Annotated in this window: 17 protein-coding genes; 7 read left to right on the top strand and 10 right to left on the bottom strand. The window is 60.3% G+C overall.

All coding sequences use genetic code 11. The features are described from left to right. Positions 1-49: 49 nt before the first annotated feature. Together ACCC96_RS05575 and ACCC96_RS05570 are read right to left on the bottom strand one after the other, a co-directional pair. Complete coding sequence (locus ACCC96_RS05575) at positions 50-721, bottom strand: GNAT family N-acetyltransferase (RefSeq protein WP_413695172.1); 672 nt, start codon at positions 719-721, stop codon at positions 50-52. A 17-nt stretch (positions 722-738) separates the two neighbouring features. Next, a complete protein-coding gene (locus ACCC96_RS05570; protein WP_413695171.1) occupies positions 739-1,185 on the bottom strand; it encodes an N-acetyltransferase family protein in 447 nt (148 codons plus the stop codon). 125 nt (positions 1,186-1,310) lie between these two features. On the opposite strand from ACCC96_RS05570, the gene ACCC96_RS05565 reads away from it, so the two are divergent. Next, complete coding sequence (locus ACCC96_RS05565) at positions 1,311-2,861, top strand: PLP-dependent aminotransferase family protein (protein ID WP_413695170.1); 1,551 nt, start codon at positions 1,311-1,313, stop codon at positions 2,859-2,861. A 194-nt stretch (positions 2,862-3,055) separates the two neighbouring features. Here ACCC96_RS05565 and ACCC96_RS05560 read toward each other — a convergent pair whose 3' ends face one another. The 6 genes from ACCC96_RS05560 to aspA all read right to left on the bottom strand — a co-directional run bounded on the left by ACCC96_RS05560 (position 3,056) and on the right by aspA (position 11,232). After that, the gene (locus ACCC96_RS05560; RefSeq protein ID WP_258671694.1) at positions 3,056-4,156 is read right to left on the bottom strand and encodes a polyamine ABC transporter substrate-binding protein; all 1,101 of its coding nucleotides are present in this window, start codon (positions 4,154-4,156) and stop codon (positions 3,056-3,058) included. Between the two features lie 12 nt (positions 4,157-4,168). After that, positions 4,169-5,200, bottom strand: coding sequence for a histone deacetylase family protein (locus ACCC96_RS05555; RefSeq protein ID WP_413695169.1), 1,032 nt, complete (start codon positions 5,198-5,200; stop codon positions 4,169-4,171). Between the two features lie 263 nt (positions 5,201-5,463). After that, positions 5,464-6,456: an AraC family transcriptional regulator gene (locus ACCC96_RS05550; protein WP_413695168.1), complete on the bottom strand. Its 993-nt coding sequence runs from the start codon at positions 6,454-6,456 to the stop codon at positions 5,464-5,466. Positions 6,457-6,682: 226 nt separating this feature from the next. Further along, a complete protein-coding gene (locus tag ACCC96_RS05545; RefSeq protein ID WP_413695167.1) occupies positions 6,683-7,687 on the bottom strand; it encodes an asparaginase in 1,005 nt (334 codons plus the stop codon). A 179-nt stretch (positions 7,688-7,866) separates the two neighbouring features. Beyond that, entirely contained in the window at positions 7,867-9,318 is a 1,452-nt protein-coding gene (locus ACCC96_RS05540) for an alanine/glycine:cation symporter family protein (protein ID WP_028940109.1), read from the bottom strand. A gap of 489 nt (positions 9,319-9,807) precedes the next feature. Next, a complete protein-coding gene (aspA, locus tag ACCC96_RS05535) occupies positions 9,808-11,232 on the bottom strand; it encodes an aspartate ammonia-lyase (protein WP_007934488.1) in 1,425 nt (474 codons plus the stop codon). A gap of 180 nt (positions 11,233-11,412) precedes the next feature. Between aspA and ACCC96_RS05530 the strand changes: the two genes are divergently transcribed. The 5 genes from ACCC96_RS05530 (at position 11,413) to ACCC96_RS05510 (ending at position 15,187) form a co-directional block, all read left to right on the top strand. Continuing rightward, complete coding sequence (locus ACCC96_RS05530) at positions 11,413-12,321, top strand: LysR substrate-binding domain-containing protein (RefSeq protein ID WP_413695166.1); 909 nt, start codon at positions 11,413-11,415, stop codon at positions 12,319-12,321. A 303-nt stretch (positions 12,322-12,624) separates the two neighbouring features. Next, the gene (gene purE / locus ACCC96_RS05525) at positions 12,625-13,116 is read left to right on the top strand and encodes a 5-(carboxyamino)imidazole ribonucleotide mutase (RefSeq protein ID WP_003196369.1); all 492 of its coding nucleotides are present in this window, start codon (positions 12,625-12,627) and stop codon (positions 13,114-13,116) included. A gap of 11 nt (positions 13,117-13,127) precedes the next feature. Further along, positions 13,128-14,210: a 5-(carboxyamino)imidazole ribonucleotide synthase gene (locus ACCC96_RS05520; protein ID WP_258671690.1), complete on the top strand. Its 1,083-nt coding sequence runs from the start codon at positions 13,128-13,130 to the stop codon at positions 14,208-14,210. Positions 14,211-14,316: 106 nt separating this feature from the next. Continuing rightward, complete coding sequence (locus ACCC96_RS05515) at positions 14,317-14,562, top strand: GlsB/YeaQ/YmgE family stress response membrane protein (RefSeq protein ID WP_007934492.1); 246 nt, start codon at positions 14,317-14,319, stop codon at positions 14,560-14,562. Between the two features lie 88 nt (positions 14,563-14,650). After that, positions 14,651-15,187, top strand: a complete 537-nt coding sequence (locus ACCC96_RS05510) for a DUF3299 domain-containing protein (RefSeq protein ID WP_413695165.1) — start codon at positions 14,651-14,653, stop codon at positions 15,185-15,187. An 87-nt stretch (positions 15,188-15,274) separates the two neighbouring features. Here the strand turns inward: ACCC96_RS05510 and ACCC96_RS05505 are convergent, their stop codons facing one another. Together ACCC96_RS05505 and ACCC96_RS05500 are read right to left on the bottom strand one after the other, a co-directional pair. After that, on the bottom strand, positions 15,275-16,174 hold the full coding sequence (locus tag ACCC96_RS05505; protein ID WP_413695164.1) for a D-hexose-6-phosphate mutarotase: 900 nt from the start codon (positions 16,172-16,174) through the stop codon (positions 15,275-15,277). 73 nt (positions 16,175-16,247) lie between these two features. Further along, a complete protein-coding gene (locus ACCC96_RS05500) occupies positions 16,248-16,652 on the bottom strand; it encodes an acyl-CoA thioesterase (RefSeq protein ID WP_007896491.1) in 405 nt (134 codons plus the stop codon). Between the two features lie 522 nt (positions 16,653-17,174). Between ACCC96_RS05500 and ACCC96_RS05495 the strand changes: the two genes are divergently transcribed. Further along, entirely contained in the window at positions 17,175-18,473 is a 1,299-nt protein-coding gene (locus ACCC96_RS05495) for an MFS transporter (protein ID WP_413695163.1), read from the top strand. Positions 18,474-18,482: the final 9 nt, after the last annotated feature.

Genomic DNA, 18,482 nt, shown 5'->3' with positions numbered 1-18,482 from the left:
TATACCTGTAGAAGCTGCCGAAGGCTGCGATCTTTTGTCGTTAAGGCTTTTAGCTCCGGCACTCCGCCAACGTTTTCACCTGCCCCGATTCCGTCTGGTTTTCATCGCTCAACCACCGCTCGAACCCCGCCTGAATCGTCGGCCATTCCGAGTCCAGAATCGAATACCACGCCGTGTCGCGGTTCTGACCCTTGACCACCATGTGCTGGCGGAACACCCCCTCAAAACTGAACCCCAACCGTTCTGCTGCGTACTTGGAGCGAGCGTTGCCGTTGTTGCACTTCCATTCCAGACGCCGGTAACCCAGCGCAAACGCTTCCCTGGCCAGCAGGTAAACCGCCTCGGTGCTTTTCGGTGAGCGCTGCATCGGTGCGCCGAAGGTCACATGGCCGATCTCGATGCGACCCTGCGAAGGGACAATCGACATTAGGCTGAGGATGCCTTGCACATCGCCGCTAGCGCGGTCGATCACCGTGAAAAAATACGGATCGCTGTTGGCCGCGTGATTGTTCAGCCAGTCGTTGAATGCGCTGCGCTCCGGGAAAGGACCATAAGGCAAATAGTCCCAAAGCTTCGGGTCCGAGCCCGGGCCTTCCAGGGCTTTCCACAAACCGTCGGCGTGACGCGCCGGGTCGAGTTTTTCCAGGCGAATGAAACGCCCTTCGATCAGTTGGACCGAAGGCGCCGGAACGCCTTTCCAGTCTGCGAGTGAAGTCGACATGGTGTTCTCCTTGAACCTTAAAGGGCTTTGCGAAACTGGATGAAACCGGGACGTTCGGCGATGCGCTCATAGAGCTGGATCGCGGTGGCGTTGGTTTCGTGGGTCAGCCAGTGGACCTTGCAGCAACCGTCGGCCTTGGCTGTGCTGTAGACGAATTCGATCAGTTGCCGACCGACGCCGGTGCCACGGGTTTCGGGCGTTACCAGCAAGTCTTGCAGGTAACAGGAGTTTTCGATGCTCCAGTTCGAGCGGTGATAGATGAAGTGCACCATGCCCACTGCTTTGCCATCGGCCCAGGCCAGCGCCCCGTGGGTCGGTTCGCTCGGGTCGAGCAGGCGTTGCCAGGTGCTTTGGGTCACGACATCGGGCAGTTCGGTGTTGTAGAAGCGCAAGTAGGCTTGCCATAACGGCAGCCAGGCAGCGTGATCGTCGGCGGTGACCTGGCGGATGTCGATCTGACTCATGTTTATTCCTTAACGCGTCAAAGTGGCAGGTACAGGGAAAATTTCCTTGGCGAATGCCCTCATCCTAGGCAGGCTAATGGTCTGTTGTAAGAGCCATTAATGACCAATTTCATAGGTCCATTGTCATGTCGAATACGCCGCTTCCCTCGTCGTTCAACCCGGCGGGTATCGAACTCGACCGCCGCCAGGGCCTGAGTCGGCAGCTCTATCAAGCGCTGCGGGTACGCGTACTCGACGGACGATTGGCCAGCGGCACACGACTGCCGGCCAGTCGCGATCTGGCGGCGGCCTTATCGATTTCCCGCAACAGCGTGGTCCGTGCCTACGATCAGCTTTACGCTGAAGGCTTCATCGAGGGGCGTGTTGGCGACGGGACTTACGTTGCGCAATTGCCTCAGGCGGCGTTGCCGGTGAAAAAATTATCCACAAAAGTATCCACAGGATTTTCAACAGGGTTACCCACAGCCTTATCCACAGACTGGCTGGATTTGCCTGTTGATTCATCCAGTAAAGTTATCCACAGCGGCGCTTTGGGGCGCGTTGAAAAGAATCATTTGGCCGTGCCGCCCAGTGGTCCGCCGCGCGCATTCAGGGTCGGCGTGCCTGCGTTCGATCTGTTCCCTTTCGAGGTTTGGGCCAAGCTGAATGCGGCTTTCTGGCGTAAGCCGGATTTGCAGCAGCTGTGTTATGGCGACCCTGCGGGCGATTCGCGATTGCGTGGGCTGATTGCTGCTTACTTGCGCAGTTCGCGCGGCATGCAGTGCACCGCTGAGCAAATTGTGATCACCAGTGGTGCGCAGCAGGGGATCAGCCTTTGTGCACAGTTGCTGGTGGGGCCTGGCGATGGGGTGGGCATCGAAAACCCAGGTTATCGCGCCGCCGGTCATGCCTTTGCGGTAGCCGGTGCACGGTTGCACGGTGTGCCGGTGGATGACGAAGGGATCGACTGCAGCACGCTGGCGGGGTTGAGCGATTGCCGGCTGGCTTACGTTACGCCTTCCCATCAATACCCGACCGGTGTGGTCATGAGTCTGGCCCGGCGTCTGGAACTGCTCGCCTGGGCCGAGGGCAACCAGGGCTGGATCATCGAGGACGACTACGATGGCGAGTACCGTTACAGCGGCGCGCCACTGGCGCCGCTGGCGGCACTCGATCGCCATGGGCGGGTGCTGTATGTCGGCACCTTCGGCAAGGTCGCCTTTCCGGCGTTGCGTCTGGGGTATCTGGTGTTGCCCCCGGGTCTGGTGGAGGCGTTCGCGCAACGTCGGGCGGTGGATATGCGCCATTCCGAGGTGAGCACTCAGGCGGTGATGGCCGAGTTCATGGCTACCGGGCATTTTCAGCGGCACATTCGCCGGATGCGGCGTGCCGCCCTCAGCCGTCGCAACTGTTTGCTGGACGGTTGGCCGACCGGGATTGCCGGTGTGGGTAGCCTGCCCACCGTCTCCGCCGGGCTGCACCTGACGGTTTCAGTGGACAGCCTGGCCCGCGAACGGCAGCTGATCGAACAAGCGGAAAGCGTGGGTGTGGAGATCAATGGCTTGAGCAACTATTGGCTATCGGACTCCAGGACTCCAGTCGATCAGCGCGCCGGTCTGGTATTGGGTTTTGCGGCGGTGCCAGAGCCAGCGATAGAGTCGGCGCTGGCACGGTTGCGACAGGTCTGGCGGGATTGAACGATGGCCTCCCGTTTTTTCTAATGAACCGCTGACCTACGAATAAAACACTGGGACGGCGAGTGTGCGACTGATCTCGCCGCGATAAATGGCGATGAGCTCCTGATTGCTGCCACCGGGCAGATCAAAGCCCCCCAGTAGGCGCTGACAAAAAAAGACCCGCGATGGCGCGGGTCTTTGATTCACCGGGTGTTTCAGGTCCCGGACTTAATCTTGGTCCAGGCCCGGGTCCGCGCCCGTTCGGCATCGCGAGGCAAGGGTTGCAGGGTGTAAAGCGTGCTCATTGCCGTTTCGGTCGGGTACAGGTTCGGGTTGTTGCGAATCGCCGGGTCAACCATTTCCGTGGCGTCCTTGTTCGGGTTCGGGTAGCCGACGAAGTCGCTGACCGGTGCGATGACCTGGGGTTGCAGCAGGTAGTTGATGAAGGTGTAGGCGTCTTCCGGGTTTTTCGCGCCTTTGGGGATCGCGAGCATGTCGAACCAGATCGGCGCGCCTTCCTTGGGCAGGCGCATGTCGACGATCACACCGTTCTTGGCTTCCTTGGCGCGGTTGGCGGCCTGGGAGAAGCTGCCGGAGTAACCGACTGCGACGCAGATGTCACCGTTGGCGATGTCGGCCATGTACTTGGAGGAGTGGAAGTAGGTGACGTACGGGCGGATCTTCATCAGCAGCGCTTCAGCCTTGGCGTAGTCCGCGGGCTTCTTGCTGTTGGGGTCCAGGCCGAGGTGTTGCAGGGCCAGCGGCAGGATCTCCGAAGGTGAGTCGAGCAGGGCCACGCCGCATTGCTTGAGCTTGCTGATGTTCTCTTCCTTGAAGATCAGGTCCCAGCTGTTCACCGGTGCGTTGTCGCCCAAAGCCGCCTTGACCTTGTCCGGGTTGAAGCCAATCAGGATGGTGCCGTACATGTACGGCACGGCGAATTTGTTGCCCGGGTCGTTGGCTTCGATCAGCTTCATCAGCTTGGGATCGAGGTGGTTCCAGTTCGGCAGTTTGCTGCGATCCACTGGCTGGAATACGCCGGCTTCGATCTGCTTGGCGAGGAACACGTTGGACGGCACCACCACGTCATAGCCGGAGTTGCCGGTCAGCAGCTTGGCTTCCAGTGCTTCGTTGGTGTCGAAAATGTCGTAGACCAGTTTGGTCTGGGTGTTCTGAGCCTTGAAATCTTCCAGTGCTTTGGGGGTGATGTAGTCGAACCAGTTGTAGACCCGCAAAGTGCGTTCTTCAGCATGAACGGCGCCACTGAGCAGCGTGGCGCATAGAGCTGGAGCGATAAGACGCTTGAGTCGGTTCATTGTTCTAATTCCTCATTGGGCGCTTTCAAAACCTTCGAGAACGTTCACGGCATTGATGCCGATTTCTTCTACTGCGTAACCGCCTTCCATCACGAACAGTGTCGGCTTGCCGAGGCTGGCGATGCGCGTGCCCATCGCCAGGTAATCCGGGCTGTCGAGTTTGAATTGGGAGATGGGGTCGTCCTTGAACGTATCGACGCCCAGGGACACGACAACGATGTCGGCGCCGTACGTTTCGATCTCTTTGCAGGCTTGTTCCAGCGCGGCGCTCCAACGGTCCCAAGCACTGCCGGCGGGCAATGGGTAGTTGAAGTTGAACCCTTCGCCTGCGCCTTCACCGCGTTCGTCTTCGTAGCCGAGGAAGAACGGAAACTCGGCTTCTGGATGACCGTGGATCGAGGTGAACAGCACGTCGCTGCGTTCGTAGAAAATCGATTGAGTACCGTTGCCGTGGTGGTAATCGACATCGAGGATCGCAACCTTTTTGTGGCCTTGATCGAGGAACGCTTGAGCGGCGATGGCGGCGTTGTTGAGGTAGCAATAACCGCCCATCAAATCGCTGGCGGCATGGTGTCCCGGTGGACGGCACAGGGCGAAGGCACTGCGGGCGCCGCGCTGGATCGCCGCTTGGGCCGTGAGGGCAACTTGCGCTGCGCTGTACGCCGCTTGCCAGGTGCCGGCGGTGATCGGTGCGCCGCCGTCGAAGCTGTAATAGCCGAGTTGGCCGTGCAGGCTGGTGGGCATGATTCGGCGCAGGGTGCGGGCCGGCCAGGTATAGGGCAGTAAATCCCCGTCGGTATTGAATGCGGTCCAGCGCGCCCAGGCACCTTTGAAGAAGTCGAGGTAATCGCGGCTGTGGATGCGCGCGATCGGATCAAGGCCGAAGTCTTTCGGCGCTTCGACCGGCCCGAGGTTCTGATTCTTGACCCGTTGCAATACGTGATCGGCGCGCGAGGGCATTTCGAAGCAGGGCATCAATTGCCCGTCCATCAATTCACAACGGCCATGATGCAGGTGGTGGTCGTCCGAGTAGATCGTCAGCATTCTTGTTCTCCGCAGGCTGATTCGGTTTGAACACAGTCTTGCGGCAGGCGACGTTTGGGAGAACGGCAGGAAAGGCCAAAAGGGGATCGATATGGCCAAAACATTTGACCGAAATTCGCCCCTCTGAGGCGAGGGAGCTTGCTCCTGTTGGTCTGCGCAGCAGACCCAAACCGAACACCGTATTCCTCCCTTCAGATAGCAGTTGCCGGGTAACGACTACTGCGCAGCCGAGCGGGAGCAAGCTCCCTCGCCACAGGGGCGGCTCAAGGCCGGAACTGGCTCGGCGCCACCCCACTCCAGCGCACAAACGCATGCCGGAAACTCGCAGTCTCGCTGAACCCCAATGCTTCGGCAATCTGGTAGATCGGTAGTTGATCCTCGCAGAGCATGCGTTTGGCCTGTTCAAATCGCAGTTCATCGAGCAGTTCCTGATAGCTGCATCCCAGGTCCTTCAGATGTCGGCGCAGGGTGCGCGACGAGCAGTTCAACTGTTCGGCCAGCCCGTCCAGGCCCGGTGCCGCGCTCAGTTGCGCGGCGAGCAATTGGCGGATGCGCCCCAGCCAGGCCTGACGCCCGGTGAACTCGGTGTTTTGCTTGCGGCAGCGTTCGGCCATGGCCTGGTGGGTGATGGCGTCGGCCAGCGGCAGGGGGTGTTCGAGCCAACGCTTGTCGAAGGCAAATCCGTTGGATGCTGCATCAAACTGCAACGGGCAGTCGAAACGCTCGCTGTAGCGCGTCTGATAGTCCGGTGCCGGGTAATCGAAGCGAGCGCCGAGCAAAGGCAGAGGGTGGCCGAGCAGGTCTTCGCAGGTGACTTTCATCGAGACCAGGCAAAACTCGACATTGAACGGTGCCAGCGCGGGGTTTTCCCGATAGTCGCCTGCGGTGAGCCAGATGCGCTCGCCATCCTCCTCCAGGCTCAACTCGAACAGTGTTCCCAATAGCGCCGGATAGTGCAGCGCCAACTGCAAGGCGTCACCTAAAGTGGCGCTGGTGAGTAAGGCGTACCCGAGCATGCCATAGGACGAAACGTGCATCCGCCGGCCCAACTCCAGACCGATATCGCGGCGCAGCGCGACGGCGTTGGCGCACACCAGCATCTCCTGATTGGTGGTGATGCGCGTGTCCGCCCGGCTCAGATCCGCCGCGCTGATGCCGCTGCCAGCCAATAACGCCTCGCTGGACAGGCCTTCGGCCTTGAAGGTGTTGAGCACCAGGGAGACGGCGTTGAGGGTGGTGAGGTGGGAGTGGAGCATGGAGTCTTCCAGCGTCGAGATGCTGGAACGGGAGCAAGTTATGTGCCCAACAACGATCTTGTGGGAGCGGGCTGTGGCGAGGGGGCTTGCCCCCGTTTGAGTGCGTAGCACTCACAAGATCTTTGGTACATCAGAGATTTTGGGGCAGCTTCGCAGCCCAACGGGGCGATGCGGCGTTCCGACAAGCCCCTCGCCACGGACCGCTCCCACAAGGTTATGTGTTGTGTCAGCTCAGTTCGCCACACAGGTCGAGTTCGACCAGCCGCCGAACTTCAGCGGTTTCAAGCCCTGCACCTAGCAATCCATGCAACTTGCCGAATGCCGCCTCGCGGGTCATGCCACCACCGGACAACAGACCGGCATCGCGCAAGCGGCTGCCCGCCTCATACACGTCGAGCTTCACGCCACCTTCATGACATTGCGTGACCGCGACCACCACCACGCCGTTGTCTCGCGCCCGTTCCAGGCTGGCGAGAAACCCGGGGTTGTCGCTGGGCCCGGTGCCGCTGCCATAACATTCCAGCACCAGACCCTGAATACCGCTGTTGAGCAGGCCATCCAGTTGTTCGGCGCCGATGCCGGGGAACAGCGGCAGCACCGCGACCTTCGCCAGTTGCCTTGGCTGGTTGTAGTTCAGTTGGGCAGGTATCGAGGAAGCTTTCACGCCGCCACCCTGACGCTCCAGCCGCTTGAACGGATGACGACCGAAACTGCGAACCTTGGCGCAACGGGTCGGGTCGAGCAGTTCACCGTGGAAGTACAGATGAACACCCGGCGCGAGGCCTTGGCCAAGGGCAACCAGTGTGCCGCTGATGTTTTCCCAGGCATCGCTGTCGGTCACGCCGGCCGGCAGCATCGAGCCGGTGAAACATACGCGGGCGTTCAGGCCGAGCAACTGAAAGCTCATGGCCGCGGCACTGTAGGCCAGGGTGTCGGTGCCATGCAGGATCAGCACGCTGTCGCAGCCCTGGACATCAACGGCGTCGACCACCGCTTCACGCAGTTGCTGCCAGTACGCGGGTGTCATGTTGGCGCTGTCGATCAGTGGCGACATCTCGCGAAAGCGCCACTGCGGCACTACCAGCTCAGGCTGGCTGTGCAGGTAGTCGCGCATCCGCGTTTCGAAACCGGACGCCGGGGCCAGGCCGTGGGCACTGGCTTGCATGCCGATGGTGCCACCGGTGTAGAGCACCATGACGGTTTGGGCGGCAGGATAGGTCGAGGAATTCATGGAGACTCTCCGAAAACGATGACTGTGGGAGCGAGCCTGCTCGCGATGGCAGCGATGCGACTTGAAGCCCGAATCAAAACGGCAGCATCAAAAAAGCTGCCACAACGTACAACCGAGCATGACGCCGGTCATACGTTGTGTCACGCCGGGCGCAGGGGATGCGCCCGGTTTTTTACCGATCAGCGTTGCGCTGCGGTCACGCCTGCAGGCTGGGCCTGTGGCTGAGAGGTGACGGCTGGCGGATTGGCCGGCCAGGCTTTCAGGTCCAGGTCCAGATCCGCGAACTTGCTCGAATCGAACACTGGGGTCTTGATGCCGGCGGCACGCTGGTCATCGTAGTCACGCAGGATCCGCATGCCGACCTTGAACAGCAGGAACAGCGCGATCAGGTTCACGAAGGCCAGCAGGGTCATGGTGATGTCGGCGAATGCGAACACCGTGCCCAGGTTCTCGATGGCACCCCAGAAGATCAACGCCAGTACCAGCGCGCGGTAGCCCATCAGCGCCTTGCGGTTTTCACCGACCAGGAAGCGCAGGCTGTTCTCGCCCAAGTAGTAGTTGTAGAGGATCGAGGTGAACACGAACAACGCCAGGGCCACGGAGATGAACATCCGGCCCCAGTCACCGACCACGGCGGCCAGGGAGTTCTGGGTCAGGGCAATGCCGTCGCCTTCAAAGCCCGGGGTGTAGAAGCCCGACAGCAGGATCAGCAACGCGGTGCAGGTGCAGATCACGAAGGTGTCGAGGAACACGCTGAACGCCTGAACCACGCCTTGTGCAACCGGGTGCTCGACCGCGGCCACGGCGGCCACGTTCGGCGCACTGCCCAGGCCTGCTTCGTTGGCGAACACGCCACGCTTCACGCCCATGACGATAGCGCTGCCGATCAGACCGCCGAACGCCTGGTCCAGACCGAAGGCGCTTTTGACGATGGTCATCAACATCCCTGGAACGTGGTCGAACTGCAGCACGATCACGTAGATGGTCACGCCGATGTACACCAGGGTTTTCACCGGTACCAGCAGGTCAGCGACCTTGGCGATCCGCTTGATACCGCCGATGAACACCAGACCCAGCAATACCGCCAGGGCCAGCCCGGTGTAAGTGGTGTCGAGGCCGAAGGCGCTATTCAGCGAGTGAGTCACGGCGTGGGATTGCAGACCGTTGAAGGCGAAGCCGAAGGTCACCAGCAGCAGCACGGCCATGACCATGCCCAGCCAGCGTTTCTGCAGGCCGTGCTGGATGTAGTAGGACGGGCCGCCACGGAACTGGCCTTCGGAGTCGCAGCGCTTGTAGAGCTGGCCGAGGGAGCATTCGAAGAAGCTGCTGGACATGCCGACCAGCGCGGTCACCCACATCCAGAACACGGCACCGGGGCCACCGAGGGTCACGGCGATACCGACACCGGCAATGTTGCCCGCACCAACGCGACCCGCGAGGCTGAGCATCAGGGCCTGGAACGAGCTGAGTTGGCCGGCGCTGCTGCGCAGGCTGTCGCGGAACACCGCGAACATGTGGAAGAAGTGGCGCAATTGGACGAAACGCGAGCGGATCGTGAAGTAGCTACCGAGCCCGACAATGAGCGCGATCAGTACTTTCCCTGAGAGGAAGTCGTTGATGACTTCGAGCATGGATTATTCCTCGCTATTTTTTGTGTGTGCGAATACTGGGTGGTAGACACATCGCGTTACACCGGATTGTGCGTGGCACAACTGGTGGGTCGAAGGTTCGTCCCTGTTCCATTTCGCGGGTTGTTATTAGTTCGGGGTTCGCATGGGTTTAGGCCTCGTTATCGACGACCGCTCATGCGAAGAGGGCCGGCACTATACATAGGAGAGTGCCGTCCGTCTGCACAGTTGTGGTGCGTGCGACGAAACGAAAGCGCTGCAAAATCAAAAAATCGCAGCCTTCGGTAGCCTCTACGGGTCTCTGTCAAACCCGGTAGGAGCTGCCGAAGGCTGCGATCTTTGCGGTACTGAAAACATTCAACATGTTCGTAAAATCCGCAAAAGTGTTGAAAAAAAAGGGCTTGAGGGAGTAAATCCCCAAGCCCTCAAAAGGTGAGAGGTGTCTAGTCCCTCGACCTGGTGAGCGTGCTCTTCAAAAGAGCCTGCGTTTGGTTAAGCCTTCAAAGGCACCAGACGCGGAGCAATCATGTTTTCCGGGCGCAGGATGTCGGCGAGCATTTCTTCGTCGAGCAAGCGTTCCTCGCGCACCAGTTCCAGCACGCCGCGGCCGCTTTCGAGGGCAACACGGGCAATGCGGGTGGCGTTTTCATAGCCGATGTACGGGTTCAGCGCGGTAACCAGGCCGATCGAGTGTTCGACCAGTTCACGGCAGCGTTCTTCGTTGGCGGTGATGCCGACGATGCAGTGCTCGCGCAGCATGTCCATGGCACGTTGCAGCAGGCGGATCGAGTCGAAGATCTTGAAGGCGATCAGCGGCTCCATCACGTTCAGCTGCAGCTGGCCGCCTTCGGCCGCGATGGTCAGGGCCAGGTCGTTGCCGATGATCTGGAACGCCACCTGGTTCACGGCTTCAGGGATAACCGGGTTGACCTTGCCTGGCATGATCGAGCTGCCTGGCTGGCGCGCCGGCAGGTTGATTTCGTTGATGCCGGTGCGTGGGCCGCTGGACAGCAGACGCAGGTCGTTGCAGATCTTCGACAGCTTGACCGCGGTGCGCTTGAGCATGCCGGAGAACAGCACGAAGGCGCCCATGTCGGAGGTGGCTTCGATCAGGTCGGCGGCTGGCACCAGCGGTTGACCGCTGATCAGGGCCAGACGCTGAACGGCCAGGGCCTGGTAACGCGGGTCGGCGTTGATGCCGGTACCAATCGCGGTGCCGCCCAGGTTCACTTCGGTCAGCAGTTCAGGCGCCAGGGATTTGAGGCGCGCCAGGTCTTCGCTCAGGGTGGTGGCGAAGGCGCGGAATTCCTGGCCGAGGGTCATCGGCACGGCGTCTTGCAGCTGGGTACGGCCCATCTTCAGGACGTGGCTGAATTCTTCACCTTTGGCGGCGAACGACTGGATCAGGCTGTCGAGGCTGGCCAGCAGCGCGTCGTGACCCAACAGCAGACCCAGGCGGATGGCCGTCGGGTAGGCGTCGTTGGTCGACTGCGCCATGTTCACGTCGTTGTTCGGGTGCAGGTACTGGTATTCGCCCTTGCTGTGGCCCATGGCCTCCAGCGCGATGTTGGCGATGACTTCGTTGGCATTCATGTTGGTTGAAGTGCCAGCGCCGCCTTGAATCATGTCCACCACGAATTCTTCGTGGAAATCGCCGCGGATCAATCGGGCACAGGCTTCGCTGATGGCAGCGTGCTTGGCTTCGCTCAGGTGACCCAGCTCGCGGTTGGCGTCAGCGGCGGCCTGTTTAACCATCGCCAGACCAACAACCAGTTTTGGGTAATGCGAAATCGGAACGCCGGAGAGACGGAAGTTGTTCACCGCTCGCAGGGTCTGGATGCCGTAATACGCTTGAGCAGGTACTTCGAGTACGCCAAGCAGGTCTTTTTCTGTGCGGAAAGATGCAGCGGAAGACATGATAGAAATCATCTCGATATGGACCCGGTCTATGCCGGAACAGCGCAAATGCTAGGCTTGTGGAGAATTTTGAGCCAATGCTGTTAAACACTAGCCTATGCACATTCGGCATAATGCCCGTGTGACGCCGCGTGCGCGGCGAACGTGTGACCTAAATTGGTGCATGTCCGGGAGGGCGTGATGAATCTGGAAAGCAAATGGCTTGAGGACTTTAGTGCCTTGGCCGCCACCCGCAGCTTCTCCCAAGCGGCTGAAAGACGCTTCGTGACCCAGCCTGCATTCAGCCGACGGATCCGCAGCCTCGAAGCCGCGCTGGGGCTGACGCTGGTCAACCGTTCCCGCACCCCGATCGAGCTGACGGCGGCGGGGCAGTTGTTTCTCGTGACCGCGCGAACCGTGGTCGAACAGCTGGGTGAAGTATTACGTCATCTTCATCACCTGGAAGGCGGGCAGGGCGAGGTGATCCAGGTCGCCGCCGCCCACTCCCTGGCGCTGGGTTTCTTTCCGCGCTGGATCGCACAATTGCGCAACGAAGGGTTGAACATTGCCACGCGGCTGGTGGCCACAAACGTTGGCGATGCAGTGCACGCGTTGCGTGAAGGCGGTTGTGATCTGATGTTGGCGTTTTATGATCCGGACGCAGCGATGCAAATGGACTCGGAGATTTTTCCGTCATTGCATCTGGGGGACACCGAAATGCTCCCGGTGTGCGCCGCGGACGCTGACGGCAAACCGTTGTTCGACCTGGAAGGCGAGACCAGCGTGCCTTTGCTGGCCTACAGCGCCGGGGCATTTCTCGGGCGCTCGGTGAACATGCTGTTGCGCCAGCGTGCCCTGAGGTTCACCACTATTTACGAGACCGCCATGGCCGACAGCCTGAAAAGCATGGCGCTGGAAGGCCTGGGCATCGCCTGGGTGCCGCGCTTGAGCGCGCGCGCCGAATTGGCTCGCGGCGAGTTGGTCATCTGCGGTGGCCCGCAATGGCATGTGCCGCTGGAGATTCGGCTGTATCGCTGCGCGCTGGTGCGCAAGGCGAATGTGCGGTTGCTCTGGCGCAAACTCGAGGGTGGTGCAGCGCAGACTGCATAAAATACGGCGTCTGCACAGCCACCAAAATCGCAGCCTTCGGCAGCTCCTATAATGTTCGGCGTAGGAGCTGCCGAAGGCTGCGATCTTTTGATCTTTTTGGCTGACCCTGAAGTCAATAAAACCGGTACTTTGAGCCGTATGACAGATGGTCGTATGGGGGGCTGTTTATCTGCCTCATTGAGGTATACTGCGCGGCCTTCGGCCGGTTTGACTGGCCATAATTCGTACAATCAAGCCACGCATTTTGCGTGGCTTGTTGTTTTTTGACGCGCCTGCGGGCGCCCAGAGAGAAGAGGCACGACGATGAGCGCACTGGTTGGCGTGATCATGGGCTCCAAGTCCGATTGGTCCACCCTTAGCCACACCGCCGATATGCTGGAAAAGCTCGGCATCCCTTACGAGGTGAAAGTGGTCTCTGCCCACCGCACCCCGGACCTGCTGTTCCAGTATGCCGAAGAGGCTGAGGCCCGTGGCATCGAGGTGATCATCGCCGGTGCCGGTGGCGCGGCCCACCTGCCAGGCATGTGTGCGGCCAAGACTCACCTGCCGGTGCTGGGCGTGCCGGTGCAGTCGTCGATGCTCTCGGGCGTCGATTCGCTGCTTTCTATCGTGCAGATGCCAGCCGGCATTCCGGTCGCCACCCTGGCCATCGGCAAGGCCGGTGCGATCAATGCAGCCTTGCTCTCGGCGAGCATCCTGGGCGCCAAGCATCCGCAGTTTCATACCGTGCTGAAAAAATTCCGCGCTGAGCAGACAGACAGCGTCCTGGACAATCCAGACCCACGCATCGCCTGAGGTTGTTGACGATGAAGATCGGTGTAATCGGTGGCGGCCAGTTGGGTCGCATGTTGGCGCTGGCGGGCACTCCGCTGGGCATGAACTTCGCTTTCCTGGACCCGGCGCCGGATGCTTGCGCAGCCGCATTGGGCGAACACCTGCGGGCCGATTACGGCGATCAGGATCACCTGCGTCAGTTGGCCGATGAAGTCGATCTGGTGACCTTCGAGTTCGAAAGCGTCCCGGCCGAAACCGTGGCCTTCCTGTCGCAATTCGTTCCGGTGTACCCGAGCGCCGAAGCGCTGCGCATCGCCCGCGATCGCTGGTTCGAGAAGAGCATGTTCAAGGACCTGGGGATTCCGACCCCTGCGTTCGCCGACATCCAGTCCCAGGCTGACCTGGACGCCGCCGTGGCTGCCATCGGCCTGCCGGCCGTGCTGAAAACCCGCACCCTGGGTTACGACGGCAAGGGCCAGAAAGTCCTGCGCAAGCCTGAAGACGTGGTCGGCACCTTCGCCGAACTGGGCAGCGTTGCGTGCCTGCTGGAAGGCTTCGTGCCGTTCACCGGCGAAGTCTCGCTGATCGCCGTGCGTGCCCGCGATGGCGAAACGAAGTTCTATCCCCTGGTGCACAACACCCACGACAGCGGCATCCTCAAGCTGTCCGTGGCCAGCACCGATCACCCGTTGCAAGCGTTGGCTGAAGACTACTCCAGCCGGGTACTCAAGCAACTGGACTACGTCGGCGTGATGGCATTCGAGTTCTTCGAAGTCGACGGTGGCCTCAAGGCCAACGAGATCGCCCCGCGTGTGCACAACTCCGGGCACTGGACCACCGAAGGTGCCGAGTGCAGTCAGTTCGAAAACCACCTGCGGGCCGTTGCCGGTCTGCCGCTGGGTTCGACGGCCAAGGTCGGTGAGAGTGCGATGCTCAACTTCATCGGCAAAGTACCGGACACCGAGAAAGTCCTGGCCATCGCCGATTGCCATCTGCATCACTACGGCAAGGCCTTCAAGGTCGGCCGCAAGGTTGGTCACGCCAACCTGCGTTGTGCTGACCGTGCGACCCTTGCCGCGCAGATCCTCAAAGTCGAAGCGCTGATTGCCGAATAGTTTCATGTAGCAGCGGGGGAACCTTCAGTGGCCGCCGTTCTCTGATGGCAGGATGCCAAAGTCTGTCTAGGCTTTGACATAGCCAACTTAATCAGAGGGAAATGCCATGGGAATTATCGGAACCATCTTTATCGGCTTGATCGTCGGCCTGCTGGCTCGGTTTCTGAAACCGGGCGATGACAGCATGGGCTGGATCATGACCATCCTGCTCGGTATCGGCGGTTCGCTGGCAGCCACCTATGGCGGCCAGGCCCTGGGCATTTACCATGCGGGTCAGGGCGCAGGTTTCATCGGTGCGCTGGTGGGCGCGGTGATATTGCTGGTGATCTACGGCCTGATCAAAAAGAACTGATTCAAGCGACAAAGCCCTCTCTGCGCCAACACCGGAGAGGGCTAGAATGCTTGGCGTTCCAACGTCCTTTCCTTTGCCGAGCACCTCCATGCGCCGTCTTCTGTTGACTCTTCTCTTCCTGGGCAGTGGTTTGGCCCATGCCGGCGAACTGCCGGAAACCGACTGGCTCGAACTGATGCCCAAGTCGGACCAGAAGGCCCTCGAGGCCATGCCCGAAATCGATCACAACTCCCCGGAAGCCAATGGCACCTTTACCCAAAAGGGTGGCATGAAGCAGAGCAAGGGCTTGCCGACGGTGATGTATTCGACCAAGACCGTGCCGTCGATGAACGACAAGCACATCCGCATCGGCGGTTATCCGGTGCCGCTGGAATCCGATGCCAAGGGCCGCAGCACGTTGTTCTTCCTCGTGCCGTACCCGGGCGCTTGCATCCACGTGCCACCGCCGCCGCCTAACCAACTGGTGCTGGTGCGTTATCCCAAAGGCCTGAAGCTGAATGACATCTATACGCCGCTCTGGGTGACCGGCACGCTGAAGATCGAGACGGTTAACAACGACCTGGCGGATGCGGCGTATGCGCTGGATGCGGCGCAAGTACGGGTGGTCAAGGAATCGGATTTGTAAGCGCGGTTACCGCAAAAAAGATCGCAGCCTGCGGCAACTCCTACATAGATCAGCGTAGGAGCTGCCGCAGGCTGCGATCTTTTGATCTTAAAGCGGTTTGCTGGCGATGCTCACGCCCAGGGTATGGCTAGCACCCGGCGCCAGCGTCACCACATCATCCATCACATTCGCCGTTTCAATGCACAACATGCGCTGCCAGCCATCGTCAGCCATGTCGCTGAACGCCGCGGCGCGGTCGATCCATGGGTTCCAGATCACCGCCGAGCGCGAACCGCTGCTGGTCAGTTCAATGCGTCGTTCCCAGTGCGGGTCAACGATGCTCAGCGTCGGCGGGGTATTCAAATAGATGCGGTCGGTCTCACCGCTAAAACGCAGATCACCGGTCTGAGTGACGGTTTTCCAGTCGTCCAGCGTCTCGATGTAACTCAAGCCATCAAGCCCTTCAACGTGCACGTTGTGCACATCGCTGACCGCGAAATAGCTGTGCAGCGCCTGGCTGATCGTGACGGGTTCAGCGCCGTTGTTTTCGCTCGTCAGGCTGATGTGCAACTGCTCATCCAGACGAATGCTCAGCTTCAAGCCCACCTGATGCGGCCAGCCTGGCAGTCCGCCTTCAGGGTAGGGCAGGACGAACTCCACCTTCAGGCTTTCGCCCTCGGTTTCGATGCTGCCCAGTTCCCAGTCCATCGCTCGCACCAGCCCGTGAGCGGTCGGCGGCTCCTGGCTGATGCGCATGGCCTGGACACTCTGCGGGTTGCGCGACAGATTGCCGAACCACGGCCAGCACACCGGCACACCGGCACGAATAGCTTTGCCGGTCTTGAACACGGCCTCGTCGTTGAGCCAGATCAGCGGCGGTTGGCCGGCCAGTTGATAACTGAGGATGTGCGCGCCTTGCTGGGCCACCAGCAATTCGGCCTGACCGTGGCGGATGCGCCAGCAGTTCAGTTCATCCAGTTTCACGGCTTCGACGGTGGGCGTGCTCATGGGGCGACTCTCAATCAGGAACAATGACTGCTATGGACCGCAAAACGGTCACCGCGTTTAACGAGCGCCTTGTTTAACGAGCTCTGGGCGGAACCGAACGAGTGCGGCCGCTGCCGTCGATGGCGACGAACACAAATACGGCTTCGGTGACTTTACGCCATTCGCTGGACAGCGGATCGTCGCTCCAGACTTCAACCATCATCTGAATTGAGCTGCGACCGATTTCCAGGGCCTGGGTATAGAAGGAGAGCTGAGCGCCCACCGCCACCGGCACCAGAAACGCCATGCGATCGATCGCAACGGTGGCCACGCGACCACCGGCAACCTTGCTGGCCATTGCGGTGCCCGCCAAATCCATCTGCGCCACCAACCAGCCGCCGAAAATATCGCCAAAGCCATTGGTTTCACGCGGAAGCGCGGTAATTTGCAGGGCCAGGTCGCCTTGCGGGATTGGATCTTCTTGTTCGAGCTCTATCATGCCGGGGGTGCCTCTGACCCGTGACTCTTCGTAGGTATAGCGGGTGAGTAGCCGTCTTACGGCTCCGCGCGCAAAGTGCCTGCGCTCGGTCATGCTGCGTTAAAAACAGGCTCGGACGCTCATTTACAGCAGTAAAGTCGGGTGCGACCCCAGCCGTTCCTCGCCTGTTTTTGCCTTGCCTGACCTTCGCTCGGCGACTTTGCGCACTGGAGCCTTGGAAAAACGATTCAGCCCCGAACATACTACGTTCGTCACGTTTTTCGTAAGGCGCCTAAAGGGAAACTCTGCGAAATCGGCTGACGGGTGCCAACGACGGTTTCGCACAGCAACCCCTTACAAACCGTTGCAACGTTGTGAGTATATCGGTCGATAGACTCCGAGACGACCGTCCGGTTCTCATTTCGACCGTCAAATACGCACCTCTATGTGCTTTTTCGAACAATTTGCTATCGTGCCGAACCTGCCCAAGCCTCCGCCAGCGTTGTTGAGGTTGCAGATCCGACTATAAGAGAAGCCCTTGCCATGACCACAGCGCCCTCGAGCATCGCGCAACCAGCCCAACCTGCACGTCCGCTGACCCGCAACGACTACAAGACCTTGTCACTGTCTGCCTTGGGCGGCGCGCTGGAATTTTACGACTTCATCATTTTTGTGTTCTTCGCCACGGTGGTCGGCAAACTGTTCTTCCCCGCCGACATGCCCGAGTGGCTGCGCCTGATGCAGACATTCGGCATCTTCGCCGCCGGTTACCTGGCTCGGCCGTTGGGCGGCATCGTCATGGCGCACTTCGGTGACCTGCTGGGACGCAAGAAGATGTTCACTCTGAGCATTTTCATGATGGCGGTGCCGACCCTGATTATGGGCTTGCTGCCGACTTATGCGCAGATAGGTATGTGGGCGCCGATCCTGTTGCTGCTGATGCGGGTGATTCAGGGCGCGGCGATTGGCGGCGAAGTGCCGGGCGCCTGGGTATTCGTTTCCGAACACGTACCGCAGCGGCACATCGGTTATGCCTGCGGCACGCTGACCAGCGGTCTGACTGCCGGCATTCTGTTGGGCTCATTGGTCGCCACCGCGATCAACAGCATTTATACGCCGGTGGAAGTGTCGGATTACGCCTGGCGTATCCCGTTCTTGCTGGGCGGTGTGTTTGGCCTGTTCTCGGTCTACCTGCGCCGCTGGCTGCACGAAACCCCGGTGTTTGCCGAACTGCAATTGCGTAAAGCCCTGGCCGAAGAAGTGCCGCTGCGCGCTGTGCTGCGTGACCATCGCGGTGCGATTCTGATTTCCATGCTGCTGACCTGGTTGCTGTCCGCCGGGATCATTGTGGTCATCCTGATGACCCCGACCGTGCTGCAGACCGTCTACCACTTCCCGCCGACTACCGCGTTGCAGGCCAACAGCCTGGCCATCGTATTCCTGAGCCTGGGCTGTGTGGCCTCCGGTGCACTGGCTGACCGTTTTGGCGCCGGGCGGGTGTTCGTGTTCGGTAGCGCGTTGCTGCTGCTGACCTCGTGGACCTTCTATCACAGCCTGTTCAATCATCCCGACTGGCTGTTCCCGATGTACGCCCTGACCGGTTTGCTGGTCGGCACCATCGGTGCGGTGCCGTACGTGATGGTCAAAGCCTTCCCGGCGGTGGTGCGTTTCAGCGGTCTGTCGTTTTCCTACAACCTGGCCTACGCCATCTTCGGCGGCCTGACCCCAATGGTCGTCACCTTGCTGCTCAAGGAAAGCCCGATGGGGCCGGCCTATTACGTAGCGATCATTTGTGGGGTCGGGATTCTGGTGGGGGCGTATCTTTGGAAAAAAGGACGGTAACAACGGTTG

The sequence above is a fragment of the Pseudomonas sp. Pseusp11 genome (genome assembly GCF_047304405.1).
Lineage (GTDB): Bacteria > Pseudomonadota > Gammaproteobacteria > Pseudomonadales > Pseudomonadaceae > Aquipseudomonas.
This window is presented reverse-complemented; position numbering and strand designations above follow the sequence as displayed.